The following is a 23,139-nucleotide window of genomic DNA, read 5'->3' on the forward strand; positions in this document are numbered from 1 at the left end:
AGGCGGCTCGTTCAGAATGGGAGGGGGATGGAACTCCTGACAAAGAGGCGCACTTTGCCTCGGAGGAAGGAGTGAAGCCACCGAGCATTCTAGCGGCCGGAGCTGGATCAAGAAAAGCGGAGGCGGCTCGTTCAGAATGGGAGGGGGATGGAACTCCTGACAAAGAGGCGCACTTTGCCTCGGAGGAAGGAGTGAAGCCACCGAGCATTCTAGCGGCCGGAGCTGGATCAAAAAAAGCGGAGGCGGCTCGTTCAGAACAAGAGGGATCGTAATAAAGAAGTGAAATGACCAACAGAGCTGCATCAAAGAAAAGTAACTTGTATTCTGAAGCAATCATTTCTGCAAAGAAAATGGAAAGTTTTTAGGAATATCCATATAATAAAAAGAGCAAAACTCTCTCTGTAAAAGGCGGGGAGAGTTTCCCTTGTTTTTTATACAAACGTAACAGTAATTGCATAGAGGTGAAGGAAATGGAATTAGTTGAAATTAGACAGGAATTAGAGAAAATGGCTAAGAGATTAGCGGCTTTTAGGGGGTCTCTTTGACCTTCCTGCAAAAGAAAAGCGCATTGCAGAATTAGAAGAAACGATGATGGGAGCAGGCTTTTGGGATGACCAACAAGGTGCCCAAACTGTTATTAATGAAGCGAATGCATTAAAAGACATGGTTGGGAAGTTCCGTCAGCTAGATGAAACATTTGAAAATTTAGAAGTAACACATGAACTGTTAAAAGAAGAATATGATAAAGATTTACATGAGGAATTGGAATCTGAAGTGAAATCTTTAATACAAGAAATGAATGAATACGAATTGCAATTATTATTAAGTGATCCTTATGATAAAAATAATGCCATTTTAGAATTGCACCCAGGTGCAGGTGGAACAGAGTCACAAGACTGGGGTTCTATGTTATTGCGCATGTATACAAGATGGGCTGAGAAGCGCGGATTTAAAGTGGAAACAGTGGATTACTTACCAGGTGATGAAGCTGGTATTAAGAGTGTGACACTGTTAATTAAAGGTCATAATGCGTACGGTTATTTAAAAGCTGAAAAAGGTGTACATCGCCTTGTTCGTATTTCACCATTTGATTCTTCAGGTCGTCGCCATACATCATTTGTATCTTGTGAAGTTGTACCTGAATTTAATGATGAAGTTGAAATTGAAGTGCGTACAGAAGATTTAAAAGTTGATACGTACCGTGCAAGTGGTGCTGGTGGACAGCACGTTAATACGACAGATTCGGCAGTTCGTATTACACATATACCAACAAACACGATTGTAACTTGTCAATCGGAACGTTCACAAATTAAAAACCGTGAACATGCGATGAAAATGTTAAAAGCGAAATTGTACCAAAAGAAATTAGAAGAACAACAAGCGGAATTAGATGAAATCCGTGGGGAACAAAAAGAAATTGGCTGGGGTAGCCAAATTCGTTCTTACGTATTTCACCCATATTCTCTTGTTAAAGATCATCGTACAAATACAGAGATTGGTAACGTACAAGCGGTTATGGATGGAGAAATTGATCCATTTATTGATGCATATTTACGTTCTCGCATTTCCTAACAAACATGCTAATAATAGTAGCGCAGATCACAACTATGGTCTGAGCTACTATTTTTTATAATAAGCAGTGGCTTGCATAAAAACTCCGATTTCGTGCGAAAAATGTGTTCTTTCGCTGTTTTTTCTGATGTGAACTTTTCAATTGTTGATGAGAAGAGGTGGCATGTATAAACTGTGGATTAATCTTTGATCAAAAATTAAAAAAGGGCTCCAAAAACTCAAGTTTCGCTGCTTTTTTGGATACCCCATATCGGAGAAAAAACAGGGGATAAAAAGAGGCTTTATCTGTATAGGTAGGAAAAAGGAGGAGAAGTTGAGTAGCAACTTCTTTTTGCTGGAGTTGCTTTTAGCATACAAGGTTACATATTGTTTTGTAAAAAGCGGAAAATATAAGAATTAGGATATAAATGAAGAAAATACATTCAAGATTTTCGGTTGTTTTTTTCTGAAAAAACTTCTTTATAAAGGTGTAGAGATGTTCACAGAATTGAAACAATTGGCAGAAGTGCTATATCTATAGTCTTTCTAGAGGAATTGTTAAAATTATTCTATGCAGGTTAGTTTTTCTTCATTAGGATAATGATTATAATGACAAGTGAGAGCATATGAAAGGTATAGCTACATCGATTGCGAAATGAATATGAACAATGGGAGCGATAGAGTTGAAAAAGAAACTGTTGGCTGTTGTCTTAGGAACATCATTAGTTTTTGCCCTAGGGGCATGCGGAAAGAAGGAGGAAGAGAAATCTTCTAATCAATCTGCAAGCACTGATACTGCAGAACAAATTTTCCAAAAGAGTTGTGCAGGTTGTCATGCGAAGGATTTATCTGGAGCAACTGGACCTGACTTAAGAAAAGTAGGCGATAAATATGATGCCGCTGATATTGAAGATATTATTAAAAAGGGCCGCGGATCAATGTCGCCAGGATTGATTCAAGGTGAAGATGCAAAAAAAGTAGCGGAATGGTTGGCAGAGCATAAATAAGAAGTGAGTTACTGAGGATACAATTGAGAAACCGAGCAGACTTAAACTTTCATCAGATTAATTTTTTATGTATGAAACGAGAGTTTGCTCGGATTTTTTGTTGCGTATTTGAAGGCAGTGGAATTCTTTTATCCTGTAACATAACTGTAACAAAAATGTATCTGAATTGGAAACCGATTGATGTTACAATGTAATTTGTAGAATTTTGATGAAAGACATACATAAGGTAACGATAGTGATAAGGAATAAAGCTTTATCACTGTTATTTTGTATAGGTTTTGATGCAATAAGAATTGGGGAGTAAGAGCTATTACTCTAAGTTTTAAATAGATAAAAAAAGTGTTTCGAAAAAAATCATTAAGTATTGGGTGATAAATAATGATAAAAATGACGAATGTTTATAAGGAGTATCCGAATGGTATGAAAGCCATTTCTGGGATTACGGTTACTATTAAGCAGGGTGAATTCGTATATGTAGTTGGGCCGAGTGGAGCCGGGAAATCAACGTTTATTAAAATGATGTATCGTGAAGAGAAACCATCAACAGGATCTATTAATGTAAATGGTCTTGTAATTGAAAGTTTAGCAGAAAGAGATGTTCCATATTTCCGCCGCCAATTAGGTGTCATCTTCCAAGACTTTAAATTACTACCTAAATTAACGGTATATGAGAATGTTGCGTTTGCCTTAGAAGTAATTGAAGAAGAACCTGATGCAATCCGTGAGCGAGTAACAGAAGTATTAAGTCTTGTAGGTCTTGAGGATCGCGCAAGTGCACTTCCAAGTGAGCTCTCTGGTGGGGAACAGCAACGTGTGGCAATTGCAAGAGCGATTGTAAATAGACCAAAGGTTGTAATTGCCGATGAACCAACAGGTAACTTAGATATTGATACAGCGCTTGATATTATGAATATTTTTAAACGCATTAATGAGCGTGGTACAACAATTATCATGGCAACGCATAATGCAGATATCGTAAATACAATTCGCCATCGCGTAATTGCGATTGAAGATGGAAAAATTGTTCGAGATGAGATTGAGGGAGGATACGGATATGAAGGCTAAAACCCTTAGTCGACATTTACGAGAAGGTGTAAAAAATCTATCCCGTAACGGATGGATGACGTTTGCTTCTGTAAGTGCAGTAACAGTTACATTATTACTTGTAGGTGTCTTTTTAACAGCGATTATGAATATGAACCATTTTGCAACGAAAGTAGAGCAAGATGTAGAAATTCGTGTACACATTGATCCAGCAGCAAAAGATGCTGATCAAAAGAAATTAGAAGATGATATGAGTAAGATTGCAAAAGTAGACTCTATTAAATATTCTTCTAAAGAAGAAGAGTTAAAACGTTTAATTAAAAGCTTAGGTGATAGTGGAAAAACATTTGAGTTATTTGAACAAGATAATCCACTTAAAAATGTATTTGTTGTAAAAGCAAAAGAACCAACAGATACAGCGACAATCGCGAAGAAGATTGAAAAAATGCAGTTTGTAAGTAATGTTCAGTACGGAAAAGGACAAGTTGAAAAATTATTTGATACTGTAAAAACAGGCCGTAACATCGGAATCGTGCTAATCGCTGGTCTTTTATTCACAGCTATGTTCTTAATCTCTAACACCATTAAAATTACAATTTATGCACGAAGCACGGAAATTGAAATTATGAAACTTGTAGGTGCTACAAACTGGTTTATTCGTTGGCCGTTCTTGTTAGAAGGTTTATTCTTAGGTATTTTGGGTTCTATCATCCCGATTATCGTAATTTTATCTTCTTACAACTCTTTACAAGGTATGTTTAATGAGAAACTAGGCGGAACAATTTTTGAACTATTACCATATAACCCATTCGTATTCCAATTAGCAGGTTTGTTAGTATTAATTGGTGCTTTAATCGGTATGTGGGGAAGTGTCATGTCAATTCGTCGCTTCTTAAAAGTATAAAAAGTTGCAAACATAATTCGTACAAGCTTATCATATAGTAGAAATAGGTAAAGGCATCACACAATGTGTGATGCCTTTTGCTACACCACCTGTGTGTTTTGGAAAGGGGAATTCCGCATTGAAACGTAGAGTCGCGATTATTGGAATGATTGTTACATTTTTAATCGGTGCTGGTGGAATGTTTGCGGGTATGTATCTGTTTGGTATTAACCCGTCATATGTTGCGCAAACAATAACAAACGATCGTGCTGGCACTACACAAGAGAATTTAACAAAAATGAGTGAAGCGTACGCATTGATTCATTCGCGTTATGTGGAAGACGTGAAGGATGACAAGCTTGTGGAGGGTGCGATACAAGGAATGTTATCTACTCTGAAAGATCCTTATTCCACGTATATGGACAAAAAGACAGCAAAACAGTTTAATGAAGCTCTTGATCCCGAACTAGAAGGAATTGGAGCAGAAGTGAACAAAACAGATGACAAATTGATTATTGTTTCTCCAATTAAAGGGTCACCGGCAGAGAAGGCAGGTATGAAACCGAATGATGAAATTTTATCGGTAGATGGAAAGAGTGTAAAAGGTTTATCGCGTGAAGAGGCTGTGTTAAAGATTCGTGGTAAAAAAGGAACGACGGTTGCAATTGAAATTAAGCGTGCAGGAGTCACTGATCCAATCGAATTTGAAATTAAGCGCGATAAGATTCCGATTTTTACTGTATTTAGTTCCGTGAAGAAGGAAATGGACAAAAACATTGGGTATATGCAAATTACTTCGTTCTCTGAAAACACAGCGAAGGAGTTTAAAGATCAATTAAAAGAGCTTGAAAAGAAAGATATTAAAGGATTGATAATCGATGTACGTGGTAATCCAGGTGGCTATTTAAATAGTGTTGAAGATATTTTAGGATTAATCATGACAGATAAAAAGCCAATGTTGCAAGTAGAACAACGCAATGGTGAGAAAAAGAAATTCTATACTTCATTAAAAGAGAGAAAGTCGTATCCAATTTCGGTATTAATTGATAGTGGAAGTGCTTCTGCTTCGGAAATTTTAGCTGGTGCGTTAAAAGAAGGAGAAGGGTATAATTTAGTTGGTGAAAAAACATTTGGTAAAGGAACTGTGCAACAAGCTGTTCCGTTTAAAGATGGTAGTAATATTAAATTAACGATGTTTAAATGGCTAACCCCTAATGGCAATTGGATTCATAAAAAAGGGATTGCCCCAACCGTAGAGGTAAAGCAACCAGATTATTATCATGCAACACCAATTCAAATTGAAAAGACACTTTCTTATAATTCAAATGATGTACAAGTGAAACATGCTCAACAAATGTTGAAAAGTCTCGGATATGTGCCAGGTCGTGAAGATGGATATTTCAGCAAAGAAACAGAATCAGCTGTTAAAGCGTTCCAAAATGCAAATCAGATGGAAGCAACGGGAGAGCTTGATAAAAAAACAGCAGAAGCTATTCAAAATAAAATTATTGAAAAGATTCGCTCTGGTGAAAATGACTTGCAGCTGCAAGCAGCATTAAAATTAATGGCGAAATAAGAAAAAACACAGGCAAAATGCGATGCCTGTGTTTTTTTATGCGTGTTAAACAAACGCTTGTTTAGTTGTGATAATATAAAAAGAAAGAATGATATAAATGGTGGTGAATGAATTCGTGGAGGCGTGGGCTTTTGAAATTATACGAGCAGTTGGACGCTTTTTTTTGCATCCTGCTGTCTATATATTTGTAATAAGTAGTATTTTTGTTGGCTATTTACGTATAGTAAGAGAACGAAAAGATTTTTCTTTTAAAGTATATGATCTTTGGTTTGAACTGCGAACATCTTTATTGGCTGGAATTGGATATGGGCTGTTCGCATCGATTGTAACGATTGGGCTTGGACTTGTTGTATCAGAGGCAAGTATATGGATGATTTTCATTTGGACACTCATATTTGCTTTAACGGCTTGGTATCGATATTTATCGGCAGCTTACACATTTGGGATAGCGATTGTCGTCGTTTTATTATCTACAAATATACCAATCTCTCTGCTAAAAATAGGTGCAGGAGAAGAAGAGACGATTGTATCACTTGCGATTTTACTCGGGATCATGCTCGTTATTGAGGGACGATTAATTTCGAAGAATGCAGTCCGATATTCTACACCGATGTTAAAAAGAAGTAAGCGCGGCTTAAAGATTGGACTGCATGAATCGAAGCGTATCTGGCTCGTTCCACTCTTTATTCTTGTTCCAGGTGATGCTGTAACACAACTATTTTCATGGTGGCCTATTGTTTCAGTAGGTTCACAAACATACTCTTTATTTCTTGTTCCATTTTTAATCGGTTTTATGAGGAAAATTAAAAGTTATGAGCCGAGAGAAGCGCTGCTATTTACAGGAAGACGTGTATTTGGATTGGCTATAATTGTGCTGGTTTTAGGTATTGCAAGTTATTGGTGGCATGTATTAGCCATTGTAGCGATGGGAGCCGCGATGCTTGGACGCTTTACAATTGCGATGCAGGAGCGAATTGCCGATGAGACACGCCCAGCCTATTTTGCAACACGTGAAGCTGGACTAGTAGTATTAGATACGATTCCAAACACTGTTGGGGCAGAACTACAATTAAAGCCAGGAGAGATGATTACAAAAGTAAATGGTGTGATTCCAAAAACAACAGAGGAATTTTACGATGCTTTACAAACGAAGACAACAGGAGCGTTTTGTAAACTAGAAGTACTTGATACAAAAGGTGAGCTTCGTCTTGCGCAAACGGCATTGTATGCAGATGGACATCATGAATTAGGGATTGTGTTTGTAGAACAAGATCATCAGTGGGATACAGAAGCTGTATAAAGTGAAAGACCTTCGGAATAGAAGGTCTTTTTCAATAAATAAGCAAAGCAATGACAAGGAACTGGCCTATTATGTTGAATTCTATCTATTTCTTGGGAAATATGAAATGTCTTGCTGAAATATAGGGAAGCTGATGAAGAGCTTCCTTATTTGTTAGTTTTGTTTCAGTAGTTGATTATACAATTGTGCTTTTGCTATTGCATCTTTATCATTAGAAATGTCTCCTGGTGCATTAGCCTCTCCGATTATATAGCCCGCAAATGATGGACCGACGAAATCAAAAATGTATTGGAATTGAGCGATAAGCGGTAATGCTTTTAATGTTGGATGATCCCCTCCAACAATGACAACATACATTTGTTTCGATTTCATTTTTTCTTTGAAAGGAAGAGATGCATCTTGTAAACTTTGAGACCAACGATCAATAAAGTTTTTCATATGTCCGCTCATGCCATACCAGTATAGCGGTGTAGCGAAGATAATGGTATGATGCGCTAGCATTTGTTCAATGAGATTTTGATAGTCATCATTGACTGGTTGAAATCCTTTCGTATCATGACGTTGATCTGTAACGGGTTGAATATTGTAATTACGCAAATAAATTTGTTTTGCCTGAATACTATCAATCATCACATGTGTAAGAGTTTCTGTATTTCCATTTGGTCGGGAACTTCCGTGTATAACGAACATAGAATCACTCCTTTTCTTTTGCTTGTTTTAGGAGTGAAACGTGCCTTTGTAGATTTGTTTGAATGGTAGAGAGTAAGGGAGTTTGCCTTGTTACTTCAGTCAGTTTATCTTCATACAGTGTCAAAATACTACTGCATGGATTTTCATAAAGATTTGGTTCAAATTTCTCGGCAGCGTAGCATTCGTGCCGTTTCTTCTAAATTTAAACCAATCCTTACATACATTTGGATCAGCTCTACCTTCTCGATAGCATTCTCATCAAAATCACGATATCCATTGGCGAGGCGCTTGGAAGGCAGCAATCCTTTTTCTTCATAATATCGCAATGATCGTTCACTTACGCCAGTTTGTTTGGCTAATTCTCCAATTCGCAATGCACGCCCCTCCTTTCATATACAGTATAAACCTTTACATTAGTGTAAAGGTCAATCTTGTTTGTTTGTAAAAGACTGTACATGATCTAGAAAGACTTGAATAGCTTTGGAAGGAGTAAAATATTTACCGCGAACAATCGAGAAGGGGCGAATAAGCTTCTCATTGGGAAGTGCAATATGGAACAACTCTTTTGCTTGTAACTCTTTTCGAATGGTCCAGTTAGAAAGGATGGCAATACCAAGCCCTGCGCTAACGGCTTCTTTCACACTTTGAATACTACTAAATGTAAAGAACCGTTTCATCTTTAAATGATGCTGATGAATAAAGCGATCACTATAAGCGCGTGTTCCAGATCCACTTTCTCGTAAAATCCAAACTTGATCTTGTAATGTATGCTCATTTATTTCATTTATATAAAGCAATGGATGATTTGGTGGAACGATGAGCTTCATTTCATCTTGCATAAAGGGTTCTACGTCTATGTCGGCATATACAACTTGTCCTTCTACTAAACCAATATCAATTTGATTCGAGCGAAGGCTTTGAAGTACTTCTTCTGTATTGGAAATGAACGTATGCACTTCGACATAAGGATTTTCTTTAGCATAGGGCGCTAATATTTTAGGAAGTAAGTATTCGCCGATTGTAAAACTAGCACCAATGCGGAGAGTTCCTGTTACAACGTTATGTAGCTCGTTAATTTCCTGCTTTGCTTCGTCATAAAGAGAGAGTATTTGCTTTGCATAGGTATATAAAATATTGCCAGCTTCTGTGACTTGGACATGCTTTGGAGAACGTTGAATCAGTGTCGTGCCAAATTCATTTTCTAAATTGCGAATATGCATGCTAACCCCTGGTTGAGAAAGGTTGAGCAAATCCGCAGCACGAGAAAAATGCTGTTGTTCTACGACCGTAACGAATATTTTTAAAATGTCGACATTCATTATATGACTCCCTTTATATTTTTTATTATGAAACTTTTTTTAAAGTAAGCTACCTGCGCTTCTTCTTTTCATTTTATCATAAGTTTTTTTTATGATTGGGATTATATATTGGTATTAAACTTATTATTAAAGTTCTTCTATAATGTAAATAGATAGAACATGCATGTTCCAATATGACTATTGGAGTGGTACGAAGTGGAAGAAACAGTTGTTATACAAAAGAGAAAGCGTTTTGGTTTTTCGAAAGGAATTGGGATTACGTTATTCATTGCGATTGCTGCAAAATATTTAGCCAATTTTCCCCTTTTCAATATAATGGGGCAATTAGTGATTGCTATTTTAATTGGGATGATTTGGAGAGCGAAAATTGGTCTGCCTTCCGAAGCGATTGCGGGTACGAATTTTGCGAGTAAGAAGTTGCTTCGCTTTGGCATTATTTTGCTCGGGATGCGCTTAAATTTAATTGATATTGTGAAGGCGGGGCCAAAGGTGTTAGTGATAGCTGTAATTATTATTACCTTTACGATCTTTGTTGTATATGGGTTAACGAGGATATTCCAAGTAGATAAGAAAATAGGAATTTTAACGGCGTGCGGTACGGCAATTTGTGGCGCGGCAGCAGTCGTGGCTATTGCGCCGCAAGTAAAAGCGAAGGACGATGAAACTGCAGTTGGCGTGGCAATCATCGCAATTTTAGGTACAATATTTACACTCATTTATACTTTATTATATCCAGTGCTTCCTTTATCACCATACGGTTATGGTGTCTTTTCTGGCGCAACGCTACATGAAATTGCACACGTCATTGCTGCGGCCGCGCCAGGAGGAAGTACAGCTGTTGATATTGCAGTGATTGTAAAACTAACACGCGTTGCTATGCTTGTACCAGTAGCCATTTTAATTGGTCTATGGTTCGGAAAGAGCGAGGGCAGCAAGCAAAAAAGGTCGTGGCGTGATCTTCCAATTCCATGGTTCATTTTTGGATTTTTAGCGATGAGCGCGGTGCATTCACTTGGAGTGGTTTCAGAGCTTGTTGCGAGTTCCATTGTCGTCATTGCCTATATGCTAATTGCGATGGCGATGGCAGGGCTCGGATTAAATGTAGAATGTAAAGCGTTCCGTAAATTAGGAAGCAAAGCATTTGTAGCAGGGATGATTGGCTCCGTTTGTCTTTCTATTCTTGGGTACATTTTAGTTTATGTGATATAGAGAAAGGAGGCATAAGTTATATGCCTCCTTTTTATGTAATTGAATGAATACTTTTTGATAGGTGAGAGTTGTTATTTTCTTGTCGTGATTTGTCGACGCGCCGATATTTTCTGTCGAAATGCCGATAAAAGTGGTTCAAACGCCGATATTTTTCATTTTGCGCCGATAAAAGTGGCTCAACCGCCGATATAATTTCATGTACCGATAAGAATGCTGCCGGAACATTGAATTTCATGTACCGCCCTTTCTCGCCCTCGCCCACTCTATTTACCACGACCTTCAATCTATGTTATTTTTTTACAAAATACCTTGAAAGTTACGTTACGTCATCTTTTACAATAGAATGGAAAGGGAAATGAGGATGATTTCGATTCAGGAACTGACTAAGGAGACCGGAGTTACGGTGAGAACGCTTCGTTATTACGATCAAATCGGTTTATTAAAGCCAAGTGGCAAAACGGATGGAGGTCATCGGTTATATAGTGAAGCGGATGTCATTCGATTGCAGCAAATTTTATTTTTAAAAGAAATGGGTTTTTCATTAAAAGAGATTATGAATATGTTAGTAACAGATCAATATAGCTTAAAGGAGTCGTTAGAAAGGCAACTGAAATTTGTTCAAGGGGAACAAAAGAAATTTGAACGAATGGAGAAAATACTACAAGCTGTTATATATTCTACGGAGTTAGAAGGGGAATTAAATTGGAAGGTCATGTTTGAACTGATACAACTTTCAAAGCAGTCCCCGCATATACGTGGACAATTTCAACAACAGGTATTTTCAGAGGAAGAAAAGAAATTTCTTGAGAAATTACCAAATATGAGTGATGACAATGAAAATGTTCAGGAATGGATAGAATGATTTAAACAGTTACGTGGATTTATGATAGAAGGGAAAGAGCCATCCCATGCTGATGTGCAGGAAGCTACGAAGCAATTCATGATGAAATGTTTGGCGATGGCGGATGGAGATGAAGCCTTTTTAGATAAATCATGGGAAGTGCGGAAATCAAAAGAGGGCTCACAAAATATGAACATGTATCCAATGGAGGAAGAGTTTTTCGTATATATGGATGAAGCTTTTCGGATATACGATGAAAGGGAGCGAGGAAGATGAGTATACTGACAGAATATAGGTGGTATTTTTTAATTGGTGCGGAAATTGTATTTTGGATATCGGCGATTGGATTTTTTATTTTGCGGTATGGGTTTCGGCTTCGGAAAGCAAGTTTTATTGCAGGTATTGTATTACTTTTAAATGAAATATTTATACTCGCGCTAGGCGTTCTTGACTATTATCAAACAGGTAAGTTTTCAAACTTTCAACTCATCACCATGATTATACTAATCTATGCACTTTTATATGGAAAAAAGGATTTGCGAAAATTAGATATGTGGGTACAAAAGCTTATTGCAAAATGGCGAAATGAGCCGGTGCCTCCTATTGAAAAAGTATCAGAATTGACTGGATGGGCTTATACGAAACAAGAACTAGGACAGTGGGTGTTACATCTTATTTTATTTATGACTGTTCATATTATCTTTTTCTTTATGTATGGGCTTGCTCCATTGGAAGAATGGAAGAATTGGTTGGACGACGGGATTGTTTTAGATAAATCGGCAAGTCGTTTCAGCCGAGTGTGGGGAATTGTTTTTTTAATTGATACGGTCATTACTTTTTCATATGTGATTTTTCCGAAGAAAGAGAAGGGGAAAAGAAAGTTGCTTTCTTAATGATGAAAGCAGCTTTTTTCTTTTTTCATTATATATTGTCGAAAATTTTACCGAATATTTGTTCGTTTTCTTGGTCTTTTTATGGGTATTCGTGGTAAAATGGGAATACAAATTTTTTAGAGGAGGTCGGATTTGGTGGAACGTGAATTTGAAATTGTTTCAGAATACTCCCCGCAGGGTGATCAGCCGAAAGCAATCGAGCAGCTTGTCGAGGGAATTCAAAGCGGTAAGAAACATCAAGTGTTGCTTGGAGCGACAGGAACGGGTAAAACATTTACAATCTCGAATGTAATTAAAGAAGTGAAAAAGCCGACACTTGTTATGGCTCATAATAAAACATTAGCAGGACAACTGTATAGCGAGCTAAAAGATTTCTTTCCAAACAATGCAGTTGAGTATTTCGTTAGTTATTACGATTATTATCAACCGGAAGCATATGTGCCACAAACCGATACGTTTATTGAAAAAGATGCACAAATTAATGACGAAATTGATAAGCTGCGCCACTCGGCAACGTCAGCTTTATTTGAGCGTGATGATGTCATTATTGTAGCAAGTGTATCTTGCATTTATGGCTTAGGTTCTCCAGAAGAGTATCGTGAGCTTGTCGTTTCACTGCGCGTTGGCATGGAGAAAGATCGCAATCAATTGCTGCGCGAGCTCGTTGATGTGCAGTATGGACGCAATGATATTGATTTTCAGCGCGGAACATTTCGCGTTCGCGGTGATGTCGTAGAGATTTTTCCAGCATCTCTTGATGAACATTGCATCCGAATTGAGTTTTTTGGAGATGAGATTGATCGCATTCGTGAAGTGAATGCATTAACAGGTGAAGTATTGGCAGAACGTGAGCATGTAGCAATCTTCCCAGCATCTCACTTCGTTACACGTGAAGAGAAGATGAAAGTCGCGATTGAAAATATTGAAAAAGAATTAGAAGAACGTTTAAAAGAATTAAATGAGCAAGGGAAACTGTTAGAAGCGCAGCGCATCGAGCAACGGACGCGTTACGATTTAGAAATGATGCGTGAGATGGGTTTTTGCTCAGGGATTGAAAACTACTCCCGTCATTTAACGCTCCGTCCTGCTGGTTCAACGCCATATACATTATTAGATTATTTTCCGAAGGACTTTTTAATCGTAATGGATGAATCTCATGTAACGGTTCCGCAAGTAAGAGCGATGTATAACGGCGACCAGGCGCGTAAGCAAGTGCTTGTTGACCATGGGTTCCGCTTGCCTTCAGCTTTAGATAATAGACCGCTTAAGTTTGAAGAGTTTGAAGAGAAAGCGAATCAAATTATATATGTTTCGGCAACGCCAGGTCCATATGAGTTAGAGCATGCACCAGAAGTTGTAGAGCAAATTATTCGTCCAACTGGGCTCTTAGATCCGAAAATTGAAGTAAGACCAATTGAAGGACAGATTGATGATTTATTAGGAGAAATACAAGATCGAATTGCGAAAAACGAGCGCGTGTTAATTACGACATTAACGAAGAAAATGTCAGAGGATTTAACAGATTACTTAAAAGATATCGGGATTAAGGTAAACTATCTGCATTCTGAAATTAAAACGCTTGAGCGAATTGAAATCATTCGTGATCTTCGTCTTGGTAAGTTCGACGTACTTGTTGGAATTAACTTATTGCGAGAAGGTCTTGATATTCCAGAAGTATCGCTTGTTGCAATTTTAGATGCGGATAAAGAAGGTTTCTTGCGCTCAGAGCGATCGCTTATTCAAACGATTGGCCGTGCTGCGCGTAATGAGAACGGTCACGTCATTATGTATGCAGATCGTATAACAAAATCGATGCAGATCGCCATTGATGAAACGAAACGTCGCCGTGAAAAACAAGAAGCTTACAATGAAGAACATGGCATTACACCAAAAACAATTCAAAAAGAAGTGCGCGATGTGATTCGTGCGACAGTAGCGGCGGAAGAAACAGAAGTATATGAAGCGACACCAACGAAGAAACTGACAAAGAAAGAACGAGAAAAAACAATTGCGAAGATGGAAGAGGAAATGAAGGAAGCAGCAAAAGCTTTAGATTTCGAGCGTGCGGCTGAGTTAAGAGATGTAATACTAGAACTAAAAGCGGAAGGGTGAAGAGAGTGAGCAAAGACCATATCGTTGTAAAAGGTGCGAGAGCGCATAACTTAAAAAATATTGATGTAACCATTCCGAGAAATCAACTTGTTGTTGTGACAGGGCTATCTGGTTCAGGGAAATCATCGTTAGCATTCGATACGATTTATGCAGAAGGGCAACGCAGATATGTGGAATCTTTATCTGCGTATGCGCGTCAATTTTTAGGACAAATGGATAAGCCTGATGTCGATACGATTGAAGGCTTATCTCCAGCGATTTCAATCGACCAGAAAACGACGAGCCGTAACCCGCGTTCAACAGTTGGAACAGTAACGGAAATTTATGATTACTTACGTTTATTATTTGCTCGTATTGGGACACCAATCTGCCCTAAGCATGGGATTGAAATTACTTCCCAAACAGTAGAGCAAATGGTCGACCGTGTTCTTGAATATCCAGAGCGTACAAAATTACAAGTATTAGCGCCGATTGTATCAGGGCGTAAAGGCGCTCATGTGAAAGTACTAGAAGATATTAAGAAACAAGGGTATGTACGTGTTCGTGTGGATGGGGAAATGCTTGATGTATCTGATGAAATTACATTAGATAAAAATAAGAAACATTCCATTGAAGTTGTCATCGATCGTATCGTTGTAAAAGATGGAATTACAAGTCGTCTTGCTGATTCGCTTGAAAGTGCGCTGAAACTAGGCGGGGGACGTGTGTTAATCGATGTAATTGGCGAGGAAGAACTGTTATTTAGTGAACATCATGCATGTCCGCATTGCGGTTTCTCAATTGGCGAGTTAGAGCCGCGCATGTTCTCATTTAATAGTCCATTTGGTGCATGTCCAACTTGCGATGGACTTGGTTCAAAATTAGAAGTAGATTTAGAACTTGTGATTCCAAACTGGGATTTATCTTTAAATGAGCATGCCATTGCTCCGTGGGAACCGACAAGTTCACAATATTACCCGCAATTATTACAATCTGTATGCAAACATTACGGTATCGATATGGATATACCAGTAAAAGACATTCCAAAAGAGTTGTTTGATAAGGTGCTGTATGGAAGTGGCGAAGAGAAAGTTTATTTCCGTTATGTCAATGACTTTGGGCAAGTGAAAGAAAGCGAAATTGTATTTGAAGGAGTCATTCCGAATATTGAACGTCGCTTTCGGGAAACGAGTTCTGATTACATTCGTGAACAAATGGAAAAATATATGGCGGAGCAAGCGTGTCCAAAATGTAAAGGCGGCCGTTTAAAACCGGAAAGTTTAGCTGTATTCGTAGGCGGAAAAACAATTGCTGATGTGACAAAGTACGCTGTGCAAGAAGTATATGATTTCTTTTCAAAGATTGAACTGACAGAAAAACAAGCGAAAATTGCTTACCAAATTTTACGTGAAATTAAAGAGCGGCTTACTTTCTTAAATAATGTCGGGCTCGATTATTTAACGTTAAGTCGTGCGGCAGGGACGCTGTCAGGCGGTGAAGCGCAGCGCATTCGCCTCGCTACACAAATCGGCTCTCGTCTTACTGGCGTTCTTTATATTTTAGATGAACCGTCCATTGGGTTACATCAGCGCGATAATGATCGCCTTATTCATACATTGCAAGACATGCGTGATTTAGGAAATACGCTCATTGTTGTTGAACATGATGAAGATACAATGATGGCGGCAGATTATTTGATTGATATTGGTCCTGGCGCGGGTATTCATGGGGGACAAGTTGTATCAGCTGGTTCGCCAGAAGAAGTAATGAATGACGAGAATTCATTAACTGGTCAATATTTAAGTGGGAAAAAGTTCATTCCTGTTCCGCTTGAAAGAAGAAAAGGGGACGGGCGTAAAATTGAGATTATTGGTGCGAAAGAAAATAATTTAAAGAATGCAAGAATGTCATTCCCGCTCGGCACTTTTGTAGCAGTAACTGGTGTATCTGGTTCTGGTAAAAGTACGATGGTTAATGAAGTATTGTATAAGTCTTTAGCGCAGAAACTATATAAAGCAAAAAGTAAGCCAGGGGCTCACAAAGAAATTAAAGGTCTTGAACATTTAGATAAGGTAATTGATATTGATCAATCGCCAATCGGACGGACACCTCGTTCTAATCCAGCAACATATACAGGTGTTTTTGATGATATTCGTGATGTGTTTGCACAAACGAATGAGGCGAAAGTACGCGGCTATCAAAAAGGACGCTTTAGCTTTAACGTAAAAGGCGGGCGCTGTGAAGCTTGCCGCGGTGATGGGATTATCAAAATTGAAATGCACTTCTTACCAGATGTATATGTTCCGTGTGAAGTGTGCCATGGCAAACGCTATAACCGCGAAACGTTAGAGGTAAAATATAAAGATAAAAATATTTCTGAAGTATTAGAGATGACGATTGAAGACGGAGTGGAATTCTTTGCGAATATCCCGAAAATTAAACGGAAATTACAGACGCTTGTAGATGTTGGACTTGGATATATGAAGCTCGGACAGCCAGCTACGACATTATCAGGTGGTGAAGCGCAGCGTGTAAAACTAGCATCTGAATTGCATCGTCGTTCTACAGGACGTACACTATATATTTTAGATGAACCGACAACGGGCTTACATGCACATGATATTGCGCGCCTTCTTGAAGTGCTGCAACGTCTTGTTGAAAGTGGTGAAACAGTACTTGTGATTGAACATAACCTAGATGTGATTAAGACAGCAGATTACATTGTTGATCTTGGTCCAGAGGGTGGAGATAAAGGTGGACAAATCGTCGTTTCAGGAACGCCAGAACAAGTCGTAAAAGAAGAGCGTTCGTACACAGGTAAATATTTAAAAGGGATTTTAGAGCGTGATACAGCCCGCATGAAAGAGAAAATAAAAGAAGTGGAGGTAGGGAGCTAAGCCGATTGGCTAGCTCTTTGCTTTATTTTTGAGGAGTATAGGATGGAATTTGTAGATAGATTGAAACATAAAAAAATAAAGGTAAGAGAAATTTCGAAGTGGGGCCCGTACTTTAGAAAGCGATGGGCAAGTCACTTTGCAAGTCATTTAAGCGAAGAAGAAAAAGAAGAGATGGGTCTATATAGTAATCGTGATGCATGTGGCTACTTATGGTATATGTTTAGTTATGAGAAGAAGCGGTATTTAGAAGGTGAACAGGCAGAGCAAGCATTTCATGGTGAAAGGAAAAATAGTTGTTATATTTTTTATCAACATTGCAATGAGGTGCTCATAATAAAAGATGCAAATGCACTACATGCTCATGATCTGTTACGAGAAACAGATGATTTGTTCAAAGGAGATATATATGTTGTAGATGATGATTTTACGTGGACGTATGTGAAAACCCATGAAGCAAGATGGCATGGCCCATATTTTACTCGTAATCATTGGTGAGAAGAGAAGTGGGTATACAAGAGAGAAGGATAGAATAAGTTGTTATAGAAGTTTTCTCGTTTGGATTCGTACTTGGCGTTTATAGTCTATTAGCGTATGATTAAATATATATATAGTAAAAGGATGTGTAAGAAAATGAGATGGATTCTATCACTTCTTGTAAATAGCGTAGTATTAATTGTTGTATCCGGTCTTTTAAAAGGAATCGCACCAGACGCATTTTACATAGAAAACATTCAAACAGCCATTATTGCAAGTATTATTTTGGCGATTTTAAATGTAGTTGTAAAACCATTTTTAATTTTAATTACATTACCAATTACGGTACTCACATTTGGCTTTTTCCTTATTATCATCAATGCGATTACTTTAGAAATAACAGATTCATTATTAGGCGATGCTTTTAATATATCTGGATTTGGCGTGGCCATTCTTGCAGCCATTTGTATTTCTATTCTGAACATGCTGATTGATAAAGTGATTGTGGAGCCGTTATCTGAAAAGAAATAGAAACGTGACAAATAGAAAAACATTTCATCCGTGCTATGAAATGTTTTTTTCTATTTGTTAGAAACCTTATTTCTTGTTTTCAGAAAAAAATGGTACAATATCCGTTAGAATGGAATTGTACATCAAATGAGAACGAGCCCGCAGCGGAGTGGAGGTTTATATATGCCGAAAGTAAGGACAAAGGATTTAATTGAACAATTTCAATTGGAACTCGTAAGTGGCGAAGAAGGGATTCATCGTCCGATTGATACAAGTGATTTATCACGACCTGGAATTGAAATGGCAGGTTTTTTTACTTATTATCCAGCAGATCGTATTCAGCTTCTTGGAAAAACAGAGCTTACTTTCTTTGATACGTTAACAAATGATCAAAAACAAGAAAGAATGAAGGCACTTTGTACAGAAGAAACACCTTGTATTATCGTGACGCGTAATCAAGATGTACCTAAGGAATTATTACAAGCATCACGTGAATCAGGTGTGCCATTGTTACGTTCTTCCCAAACGACAACGAGATTATCAAGTCGTTTAACGAACTACTTAGAAGGAAAGTTGGCACCAACAACAGCTGTTCATGGTGTATTAGTAGACGTTTACGGTGTTGGCGTTTTAATTACAGGTCAAAGTGGCGTTGGGAAAAGTGAAACGGCTCTTGAACTTGTCAAGCGTGGCCATCGTCTAGTAGCTGACGATAGTGTAGAAATTCGTCAAGAAGATGAAGATACATTAGTAGGAAGCTCTCCAGATTTAATAGAACATTTATTAGAAATTCGTGGTTTAGGTATCATTAACGTTATGACGTTATTTGGTGCAGGTGCTGTCCGAAATTATAAGCGTATTACGCTTGTTATTAATCTTGAGATTTGGGACCAAAATAAAAACTATGATCGCCTAGGTCTTGATGAAGAGAAAATGAAGATTATTGATACAGAACTTACGAAGATTACGCTTCCGGTTCGTCCGGGCCGAAACTTAGCGGTCATTATCGAGGTAGCGGCGATGAACTTCAGATTAAAACGTATGGGAGTGAATGCAGCTCAGCAATTTTCAGAACGGTTAATGAGTGCGATTGAATTAGGAAACCAAGAGTAAGCACAAAGGGAGGTCATACATATGATTTTAGGGTCTGTACCGCAGTTAGACCGCATAGCGATCCAGCTCGGACCATTCCCAGTCTATTGGTATGGGATTATTATTGGGACTGGCGTTTTACTTGGGCTTTGGCTGGCTACTCGCGAAGGAGAACGATTAGGTATTCCGAAGGATACATTTGTCGATCTTGTTTTATTTGCGGTGCCAATTGCGATTATTTGTGCAAGAGTATACTATGTTGCGTTTGAATGGGAATACTATATATATATACAAAATCCAATTCAAATGATTAATATTCGGCAAGGTGGATTGGCGATTCATGGTGGTCTAATTGGGGCTGTTATGACGGGAATCATCTATGCAAAAGTAAAAGGAATTTCATTTTGGAAGCTAGCGGATATCGCAGCACCAAGTATTCTTCTTGGACAAGCAATTGGTCGTTGGGGCAATTTTATGAACCAAGAAGCTCATGGTGGTGAAGTGACAAGACAGTTTTTAGAAGGTTTGCACTTACCGGACTTTATTGTGAATCAAATGTATATTGATGGTGTCTATTATCATCCAACGTTCTTATATGAATCATTATGGAATTTTGCTGGAGTCATTTTATTATTGTTATTGCGAAAAGCGAACTTGCGCCGCGGTGAATTATTTTTTACGTATTTAATTTGGTATTCAATTGGCCGTTTCTTTGTAGAAGAATTGCGTACAGATAGTTTAATGTTAGGACCGCTTCGCATCGCGCAAGTGATGTCTATCGGGCTTATTATTATTTCCATTATTTTTATTATTGTAAGACGTAAAGCGGGACAAGCTGATAAAAGATATTTAGAAAAGTAGAGGAAAGTAGCATCTTATAGAAGATGCTGCTTCTTTCGTATTGAGCCAGCTGAAATAGAAAGGAAAATGAGAAAGATGAAGATAAATACAGTGTTATTTGATTTAGATGGAACGTTAATTAATACAAATGAACTCATTATTTCTTCTTTTTTACACACTTTGAATACATATTACCCAAATCAGTATAAACGTGAAGATGTCTTACCATTTATTGGACCATCTTTACAGGAAACATTTCATTCTATTGATGAAAGGAAAGTAGAGGAAATGATTACACGCTATCGCCAATTTAATCACGATCACCATGATGAACTAGTAGAAGAATATGAAACTGTTTATGAGACAGTTCAAGCATTAAAAGAAAAGGGTTATAAAATTGGGATTGTCACAACAAAAGCAAGACAAACAGTGGAAATGGGATTGAATTTGTCCAAGCTAAATAAATTTTTTGATGTGGTGGTCACAATTGACGATGTAGAACATGTGAAACCGCATCCTGAGCCAATTCAAAAAGCTCTTCAATTATTAGATGCAAAACCAGAAGAAACGTTAATGGTTGGCGATAATCATCATGATATTGTAGGTGGACAGAATGCTGGTACAAAAACGGCAGCGGTAGGGTGGACCATTAAAGGAAGAGCATATTTAGAATCCTATAAACCAGACTACGTACTAAATAAAATGAGTGATTTATTATCAATTTTGTCTGAATAATGGAGAGAGGGAGTGTGTGAAAGTGCGACGGACAACGCGCTACCCTGTTTCAGGAGCAAATTCATTATGGAATGTATATAAAACCGTATCATTTTGGAAGGTCATGAAAAACTTTATTGTGATTCAAATTGCGCGTTATACACCATTTTTAACGGTAAAAAATTGGCTATATCGCACGTTTTTGCGAATGGAAGTAGGAAAACAAACCGCATTTGCGCTTATGGCAATGCCGGATATTATGTTTCCAGAAAAGATTACAGTTGGAGCAAATTCAATCATTGGTTATAATACGACAATTTTAGCTCATGAATATTTAATTACTGAATATCGACTTGGTGAAGTAATCATTGGAGATGAAGTAATGATTGGGGCAAATTCAACAATATTACCAGGCGTTACAATTGGGGATGGTGCTATTGTTTCCGCGGGTACGCTCGTTCACCGCGATGTTCCAAAAGGTGCGTTTGTAGGTGGGAATCCGATGCGTATTATTTATACGAAAGAAGATCAAAGTTAAAAATGTAACATTTTCTTTCTCTTTTGATGAATAAAAAGGAAATAATTGATTATAATATACTGTTTTGTTTTTTTAAGAATCGTTTATACTTAAAGATAGAATAATGTGTGAACGTAGAAAACAAAAAACTGGAGGATTTATGGGGAAAAATCAAAGAATATATAAGGAGAATGGACAAGTTATCTCTTTTCATCAATTAGCGGATTTCTTTTATAAAAAAGGGATGAAAGCGTATCAAGGGCATAAATTAGAAGATGCGATTAAATATTTTCGTAGAGCGGCACAAAATAAGAAAGAGCCGTTTATTTTATGCCAATTAGCAACTGTGCTATCTGAGGCTGGTGAATATCAAGAGTCGAATCAAATTCTTCTAAAATTGATTCGTTCTCATTCTGAGATTGAACAGTGCTATTATTTTATCGCGAATAATTATGCCTATCTTGGCTTATTTCAACAGGCAAAAAAATATGCGGAGCAATATTTAGAAATTGCAACCGAAAAGGAATTTGTAGAAGATACGTTAGAATTACTTGAAATTATGGAAGAGGAATCATTAGATGCTGAAGAGATGGAAGATGAAGACGAACTGATTGTGATGCAGGAAGAAGCAAATCGTTACATTCGTAATGGTCAATTAGAAGAAGCGATTGCTACTTTAGAAATTGTTACGAAGGATTATCCGGAATTTTGGTCCGGTTATAATAATTTAGCAATTGCTCATTTTCAGTCGGGGAATGTAGATCAGGCGCTGAAGTTAATAGAAATGATTTTAGAGAAAAATCCCGGCAACATGCATGCTCTTTGTAACACACTTATTTTTCTATACTCAATTGGAGAACATAAGCAAGTAGAAGCGCTAGCAGAGCAAATGAAATCTGTATATCCAATTTCATTTGAACATCGATTAAAATTAGGAACAACGTTTGCAACTATCGGTCATTTTGAGCATGCTTATAAATGGTTAAAGCTATTGAAACGTCAAGGATATGAAGGGGATGTTAGCTTTTATTATTGGTTCGCATACGCTTCTTATATGGTAAAAGATTATCGTACAGCGGAGAAAATGTGGCAGTCAGTGGTAGAGTTACACCCTGATAAAAAAGGAAAAGAACCTTGGAATGCCTTGAATTTAGCTGATGAAGGGCAAAAAGTTTTATTTGAAGAATTGCGTAAAACATTTCAAGAAAGTACAACGTTAGAAGAGCAAATGTTAGCACTATATTTAATGAATGAACTGACAACGCCCGAAAAAATTGGTTTTTTCTTTGATATTGTACAGGCGAAGAACGGTGTTCCCGTTGTGTCGGAAATTGCAAAATGCTTCTTCTTACTTGGTAGTCATAAGAGTATTCCGTCTGAACTAAAGCCATTTGAACAATGTATTCGAATTGCGGATATCTTATATAACTACACAAATAAAGAAGATGAATTAATTGAAGAGTGCTTACATTTTTGGTTCTGTACTTTCATACGTTTATATACTTCCGATACGGCTTTTACTAATATATTTGGATGGTCAGCGGCAATTGAATATATTGTCCGCAGTGAGAAAAAAAATAAAATGACACAGGCCGAACTAGGAAATATATATAATGTATCTGTAGCTACGCTAAGAAAATATGTGCAAGCAGTAAGGCGTACACATGCATAGGCATATCGCTAGGAAAAAG

At 37.6% G+C, this 23,139-nt stretch carries 20 protein-coding genes and 2 pseudogenes; 19 read left to right on the forward strand and 3 right to left on the reverse strand.

The window, feature by feature from the left end; translation table 11 throughout:
- Positions 1 to 71 precede the first annotated feature (71 nt).
- The 7 genes from MR063_RS12595 (at position 72) to MR063_RS12625 (ending at position 7,361) form a co-directional block, all read left to right on the forward strand.
- On the forward strand, positions 72 to 272 hold the full coding sequence (locus MR063_RS12595) for a hypothetical protein (RefSeq protein WP_242198203.1): 201 nt from the start codon (positions 72 to 74) through the stop codon (positions 270 to 272).
- Between the two features lie 198 nt (positions 273 to 470).
- A protein-coding gene (gene prfB, locus MR063_RS12600; RefSeq protein WP_242143839.1) for a peptide chain release factor 2 occupies positions 471 to 1,572 on the forward strand; the annotation gives its coding sequence in 2 pieces (ribosomal slippage) (positions 471 to 542 and positions 544 to 1,572; 1,101 coding nt in all).
- 662 nt (positions 1,573 to 2,234) lie between these two features.
- Entirely contained in the window at positions 2,235 to 2,558 is a 324-nt protein-coding gene (gene cccB, locus MR063_RS12605) for a cytochrome c551 (protein ID WP_041810127.1), read from the forward strand.
- Positions 2,559 to 2,936: 378 nt separating this feature from the next.
- Positions 2,937 to 3,623 (forward strand): cell division ATP-binding protein FtsE, encoded by a 687-nt coding sequence (ftsE, locus tag MR063_RS12610; protein ID WP_277927868.1) that lies wholly within the window; start codon positions 2,937 to 2,939, stop codon positions 3,621 to 3,623.
- On the forward strand, positions 3,613 to 4,506 hold the full coding sequence (ftsX, locus tag MR063_RS12615; protein ID WP_242143840.1) for a permease-like cell division protein FtsX: 894 nt from the start codon (positions 3,613 to 3,615) through the stop codon (positions 4,504 to 4,506). The genes ftsE and ftsX overlap by 11 nt, the downstream gene beginning before the upstream one ends.
- A 118-nt stretch (positions 4,507 to 4,624) precedes the next feature.
- Positions 4,625 to 6,061 carry a S41 family peptidase gene (locus tag MR063_RS12620; protein WP_472927036.1) on the forward strand — a complete coding sequence of 479 codons (1,437 nt, stop codon included), beginning with the start codon at positions 4,625 to 4,627 and terminating at the stop codon, positions 6,059 to 6,061.
- Positions 6,062 to 6,158: 97 nt separating this feature from the next.
- Complete coding sequence (locus MR063_RS12625) at positions 6,159 to 7,361, forward strand: PDZ domain-containing protein (RefSeq protein ID WP_242198210.1); 1,203 nt, start codon at positions 6,159 to 6,161, stop codon at positions 7,359 to 7,361.
- Between the two features lie 153 nt (positions 7,362 to 7,514).
- On the opposite strand, the gene MR063_RS12630 is transcribed toward MR063_RS12625, so the two are convergent.
- The 3 genes and pseudogenes from MR063_RS12630 to MR063_RS12640 all read right to left on the reverse strand — a co-directional run bounded on the left by MR063_RS12630 (position 7,515) and on the right by MR063_RS12640 (position 9,370).
- Positions 7,515 to 8,051: a flavodoxin family protein gene (locus tag MR063_RS12630; RefSeq protein ID WP_242198211.1), complete on the reverse strand. Its 537-nt coding sequence runs from the start codon at positions 8,049 to 8,051 to the stop codon at positions 7,515 to 7,517.
- A 4-nt stretch (positions 8,052 to 8,055) separates the two neighbouring features.
- A pseudogene (locus MR063_RS12635) lies at positions 8,056 to 8,425 on the reverse strand (MerR family transcriptional regulator).
- A gap of 51 nt (positions 8,426 to 8,476) precedes the next feature.
- Positions 8,477 to 9,370, reverse strand: coding sequence for a LysR family transcriptional regulator (locus tag MR063_RS12640; RefSeq protein ID WP_242198213.1), 894 nt, complete (start codon positions 9,368 to 9,370; stop codon positions 8,477 to 8,479).
- A gap of 195 nt (positions 9,371 to 9,565) precedes the next feature.
- On the opposite strand from MR063_RS12640, the gene MR063_RS12645 reads away from it, so the two are divergent.
- The 12 genes and pseudogenes from MR063_RS12645 (at position 9,566) to MR063_RS12700 (ending at position 23,120) form a co-directional block, all read left to right on the forward strand.
- Positions 9,566 to 10,579: a YeiH family protein gene (locus MR063_RS12645; RefSeq protein WP_242198498.1), complete on the forward strand. Its 1,014-nt coding sequence runs from the start codon at positions 9,566 to 9,568 to the stop codon at positions 10,577 to 10,579.
- Positions 10,580 to 10,934: 355 nt separating this feature from the next.
- Positions 10,935 to 11,696, forward strand: a pseudogene (locus MR063_RS12650) (MerR family transcriptional regulator).
- Complete coding sequence (locus MR063_RS12655) at positions 11,693 to 12,313, forward strand: hypothetical protein (protein WP_242198215.1); 621 nt, start codon at positions 11,693 to 11,695, stop codon at positions 12,311 to 12,313. The pseudogene MR063_RS12650 and the gene MR063_RS12655 overlap by 4 nt, the downstream one beginning before the upstream one ends.
- A gap of 135 nt (positions 12,314 to 12,448) precedes the next feature.
- Positions 12,449 to 14,425 (forward strand): excinuclease ABC subunit UvrB, encoded by a 1,977-nt coding sequence (gene uvrB / locus MR063_RS12660; protein WP_242198217.1) that lies wholly within the window; start codon positions 12,449 to 12,451, stop codon positions 14,423 to 14,425.
- 5 nt (positions 14,426 to 14,430) lie between these two features.
- Positions 14,431 to 17,301 (forward strand): excinuclease ABC subunit UvrA, encoded by a 2,871-nt coding sequence (gene uvrA, locus MR063_RS12665; RefSeq protein ID WP_242198219.1) that lies wholly within the window; start codon positions 14,431 to 14,433, stop codon positions 17,299 to 17,301.
- Between the two features lie 42 nt (positions 17,302 to 17,343).
- Positions 17,344 to 17,796: a DUF4275 family protein gene (locus MR063_RS12670; RefSeq protein ID WP_242198221.1), complete on the forward strand. Its 453-nt coding sequence runs from the start codon at positions 17,344 to 17,346 to the stop codon at positions 17,794 to 17,796.
- Between the two features lie 135 nt (positions 17,797 to 17,931).
- On the forward strand, positions 17,932 to 18,306 hold the full coding sequence (locus MR063_RS12675) for a phage holin family protein (RefSeq protein ID WP_242143850.1): 375 nt from the start codon (positions 17,932 to 17,934) through the stop codon (positions 18,304 to 18,306).
- A 162-nt stretch (positions 18,307 to 18,468) separates the two neighbouring features.
- Positions 18,469 to 19,398: an HPr(Ser) kinase/phosphatase gene (gene hprK / locus MR063_RS12680; RefSeq protein WP_242198224.1), complete on the forward strand. Its 930-nt coding sequence runs from the start codon at positions 18,469 to 18,471 to the stop codon at positions 19,396 to 19,398.
- 21 nt (positions 19,399 to 19,419) lie between these two features.
- A complete protein-coding gene (lgt, locus tag MR063_RS12685; RefSeq protein WP_242198226.1) occupies positions 19,420 to 20,238 on the forward strand; it encodes a prolipoprotein diacylglyceryl transferase in 819 nt (272 codons plus the stop codon).
- 75 nt (positions 20,239 to 20,313) lie between these two features.
- Complete coding sequence (gene ppaX / locus MR063_RS12690) at positions 20,314 to 20,952, forward strand: pyrophosphatase PpaX (RefSeq protein ID WP_242198229.1); 639 nt, start codon at positions 20,314 to 20,316, stop codon at positions 20,950 to 20,952.
- Between the two features lie 22 nt (positions 20,953 to 20,974).
- Positions 20,975 to 21,469: an acyltransferase gene (locus MR063_RS12695; RefSeq protein WP_242198499.1), complete on the forward strand. Its 495-nt coding sequence runs from the start codon at positions 20,975 to 20,977 to the stop codon at positions 21,467 to 21,469.
- 139 nt (positions 21,470 to 21,608) lie between these two features.
- Complete coding sequence (locus tag MR063_RS12700) at positions 21,609 to 23,120, forward strand: tetratricopeptide repeat protein (RefSeq protein WP_242198230.1); 1,512 nt, start codon at positions 21,609 to 21,611, stop codon at positions 23,118 to 23,120.
- Positions 23,121 to 23,139 lie beyond the last annotated feature (19 nt).

Origin of the sequence: Bacillus cereus group sp. BfR-BA-01492 (assembly GCF_022662815.1) — a bacterium.
Classification (GTDB): domain Bacteria; phylum Bacillota; class Bacilli; order Bacillales; family Bacillaceae_G; genus Bacillus_A; species Bacillus_A cereus_BD.

Excerpts from the sequence above, each read along its gene's own strand:
- MR063_RS12655 (WP_242198215.1), top strand. The coding sequence starts at position 11,693 with ATGAGTATACTGACAGAATATAGGTGGTATTTTTTAATTGGTGCGGAA.
- ftsE (WP_277927868.1), top strand. The coding sequence starts at position 2,937 with ATGATAAAAATGACGAATGTTTATAAGGAGTATCCGAATGGTATGAAA.
- MR063_RS12675 (WP_242143850.1), top strand. The coding sequence starts at position 17,932 with ATGAGATGGATTCTATCACTTCTTGTAAATAGCGTAGTATTAATTGTT.
- hprK (WP_242198224.1), top strand. The coding sequence starts at position 18,469 with ATGCCGAAAGTAAGGACAAAGGATTTAATTGAACAATTTCAATTGGAA.
- lgt (WP_242198226.1), top strand. The coding sequence starts at position 19,420 with ATGATTTTAGGGTCTGTACCGCAGTTAGACCGCATAGCGATCCAGCTC.
- MR063_RS12700 (WP_242198230.1), top strand. The coding sequence starts at position 21,609 with ATGGGGAAAAATCAAAGAATATATAAGGAGAATGGACAAGTTATCTCT.
- MR063_RS12670 (WP_242198221.1), top strand. The coding sequence starts at position 17,344 with ATGGAATTTGTAGATAGATTGAAACATAAAAAAATAAAGGTAAGAGAA.
- MR063_RS12625 (WP_242198210.1), top strand. The coding sequence starts at position 6,159 with ATGGTGGTGAATGAATTCGTGGAGGCGTGGGCTTTTGAAATTATACGA.
- ftsX (WP_242143840.1), top strand. The coding sequence starts at position 3,613 with ATGAAGGCTAAAACCCTTAGTCGACATTTACGAGAAGGTGTAAAAAAT.
- ppaX (WP_242198229.1), top strand. The coding sequence starts at position 20,314 with ATGAAGATAAATACAGTGTTATTTGATTTAGATGGAACGTTAATTAAT.
- MR063_RS12630 (WP_242198211.1), bottom strand. The coding sequence starts at position 8,051 with ATGTTCGTTATACACGGAAGTTCCCGACCAAATGGAAATACAGAAACT.
- MR063_RS12640 (WP_242198213.1), bottom strand. The coding sequence starts at position 9,370 with ATGAATGTCGACATTTTAAAAATATTCGTTACGGTCGTAGAACAACAG.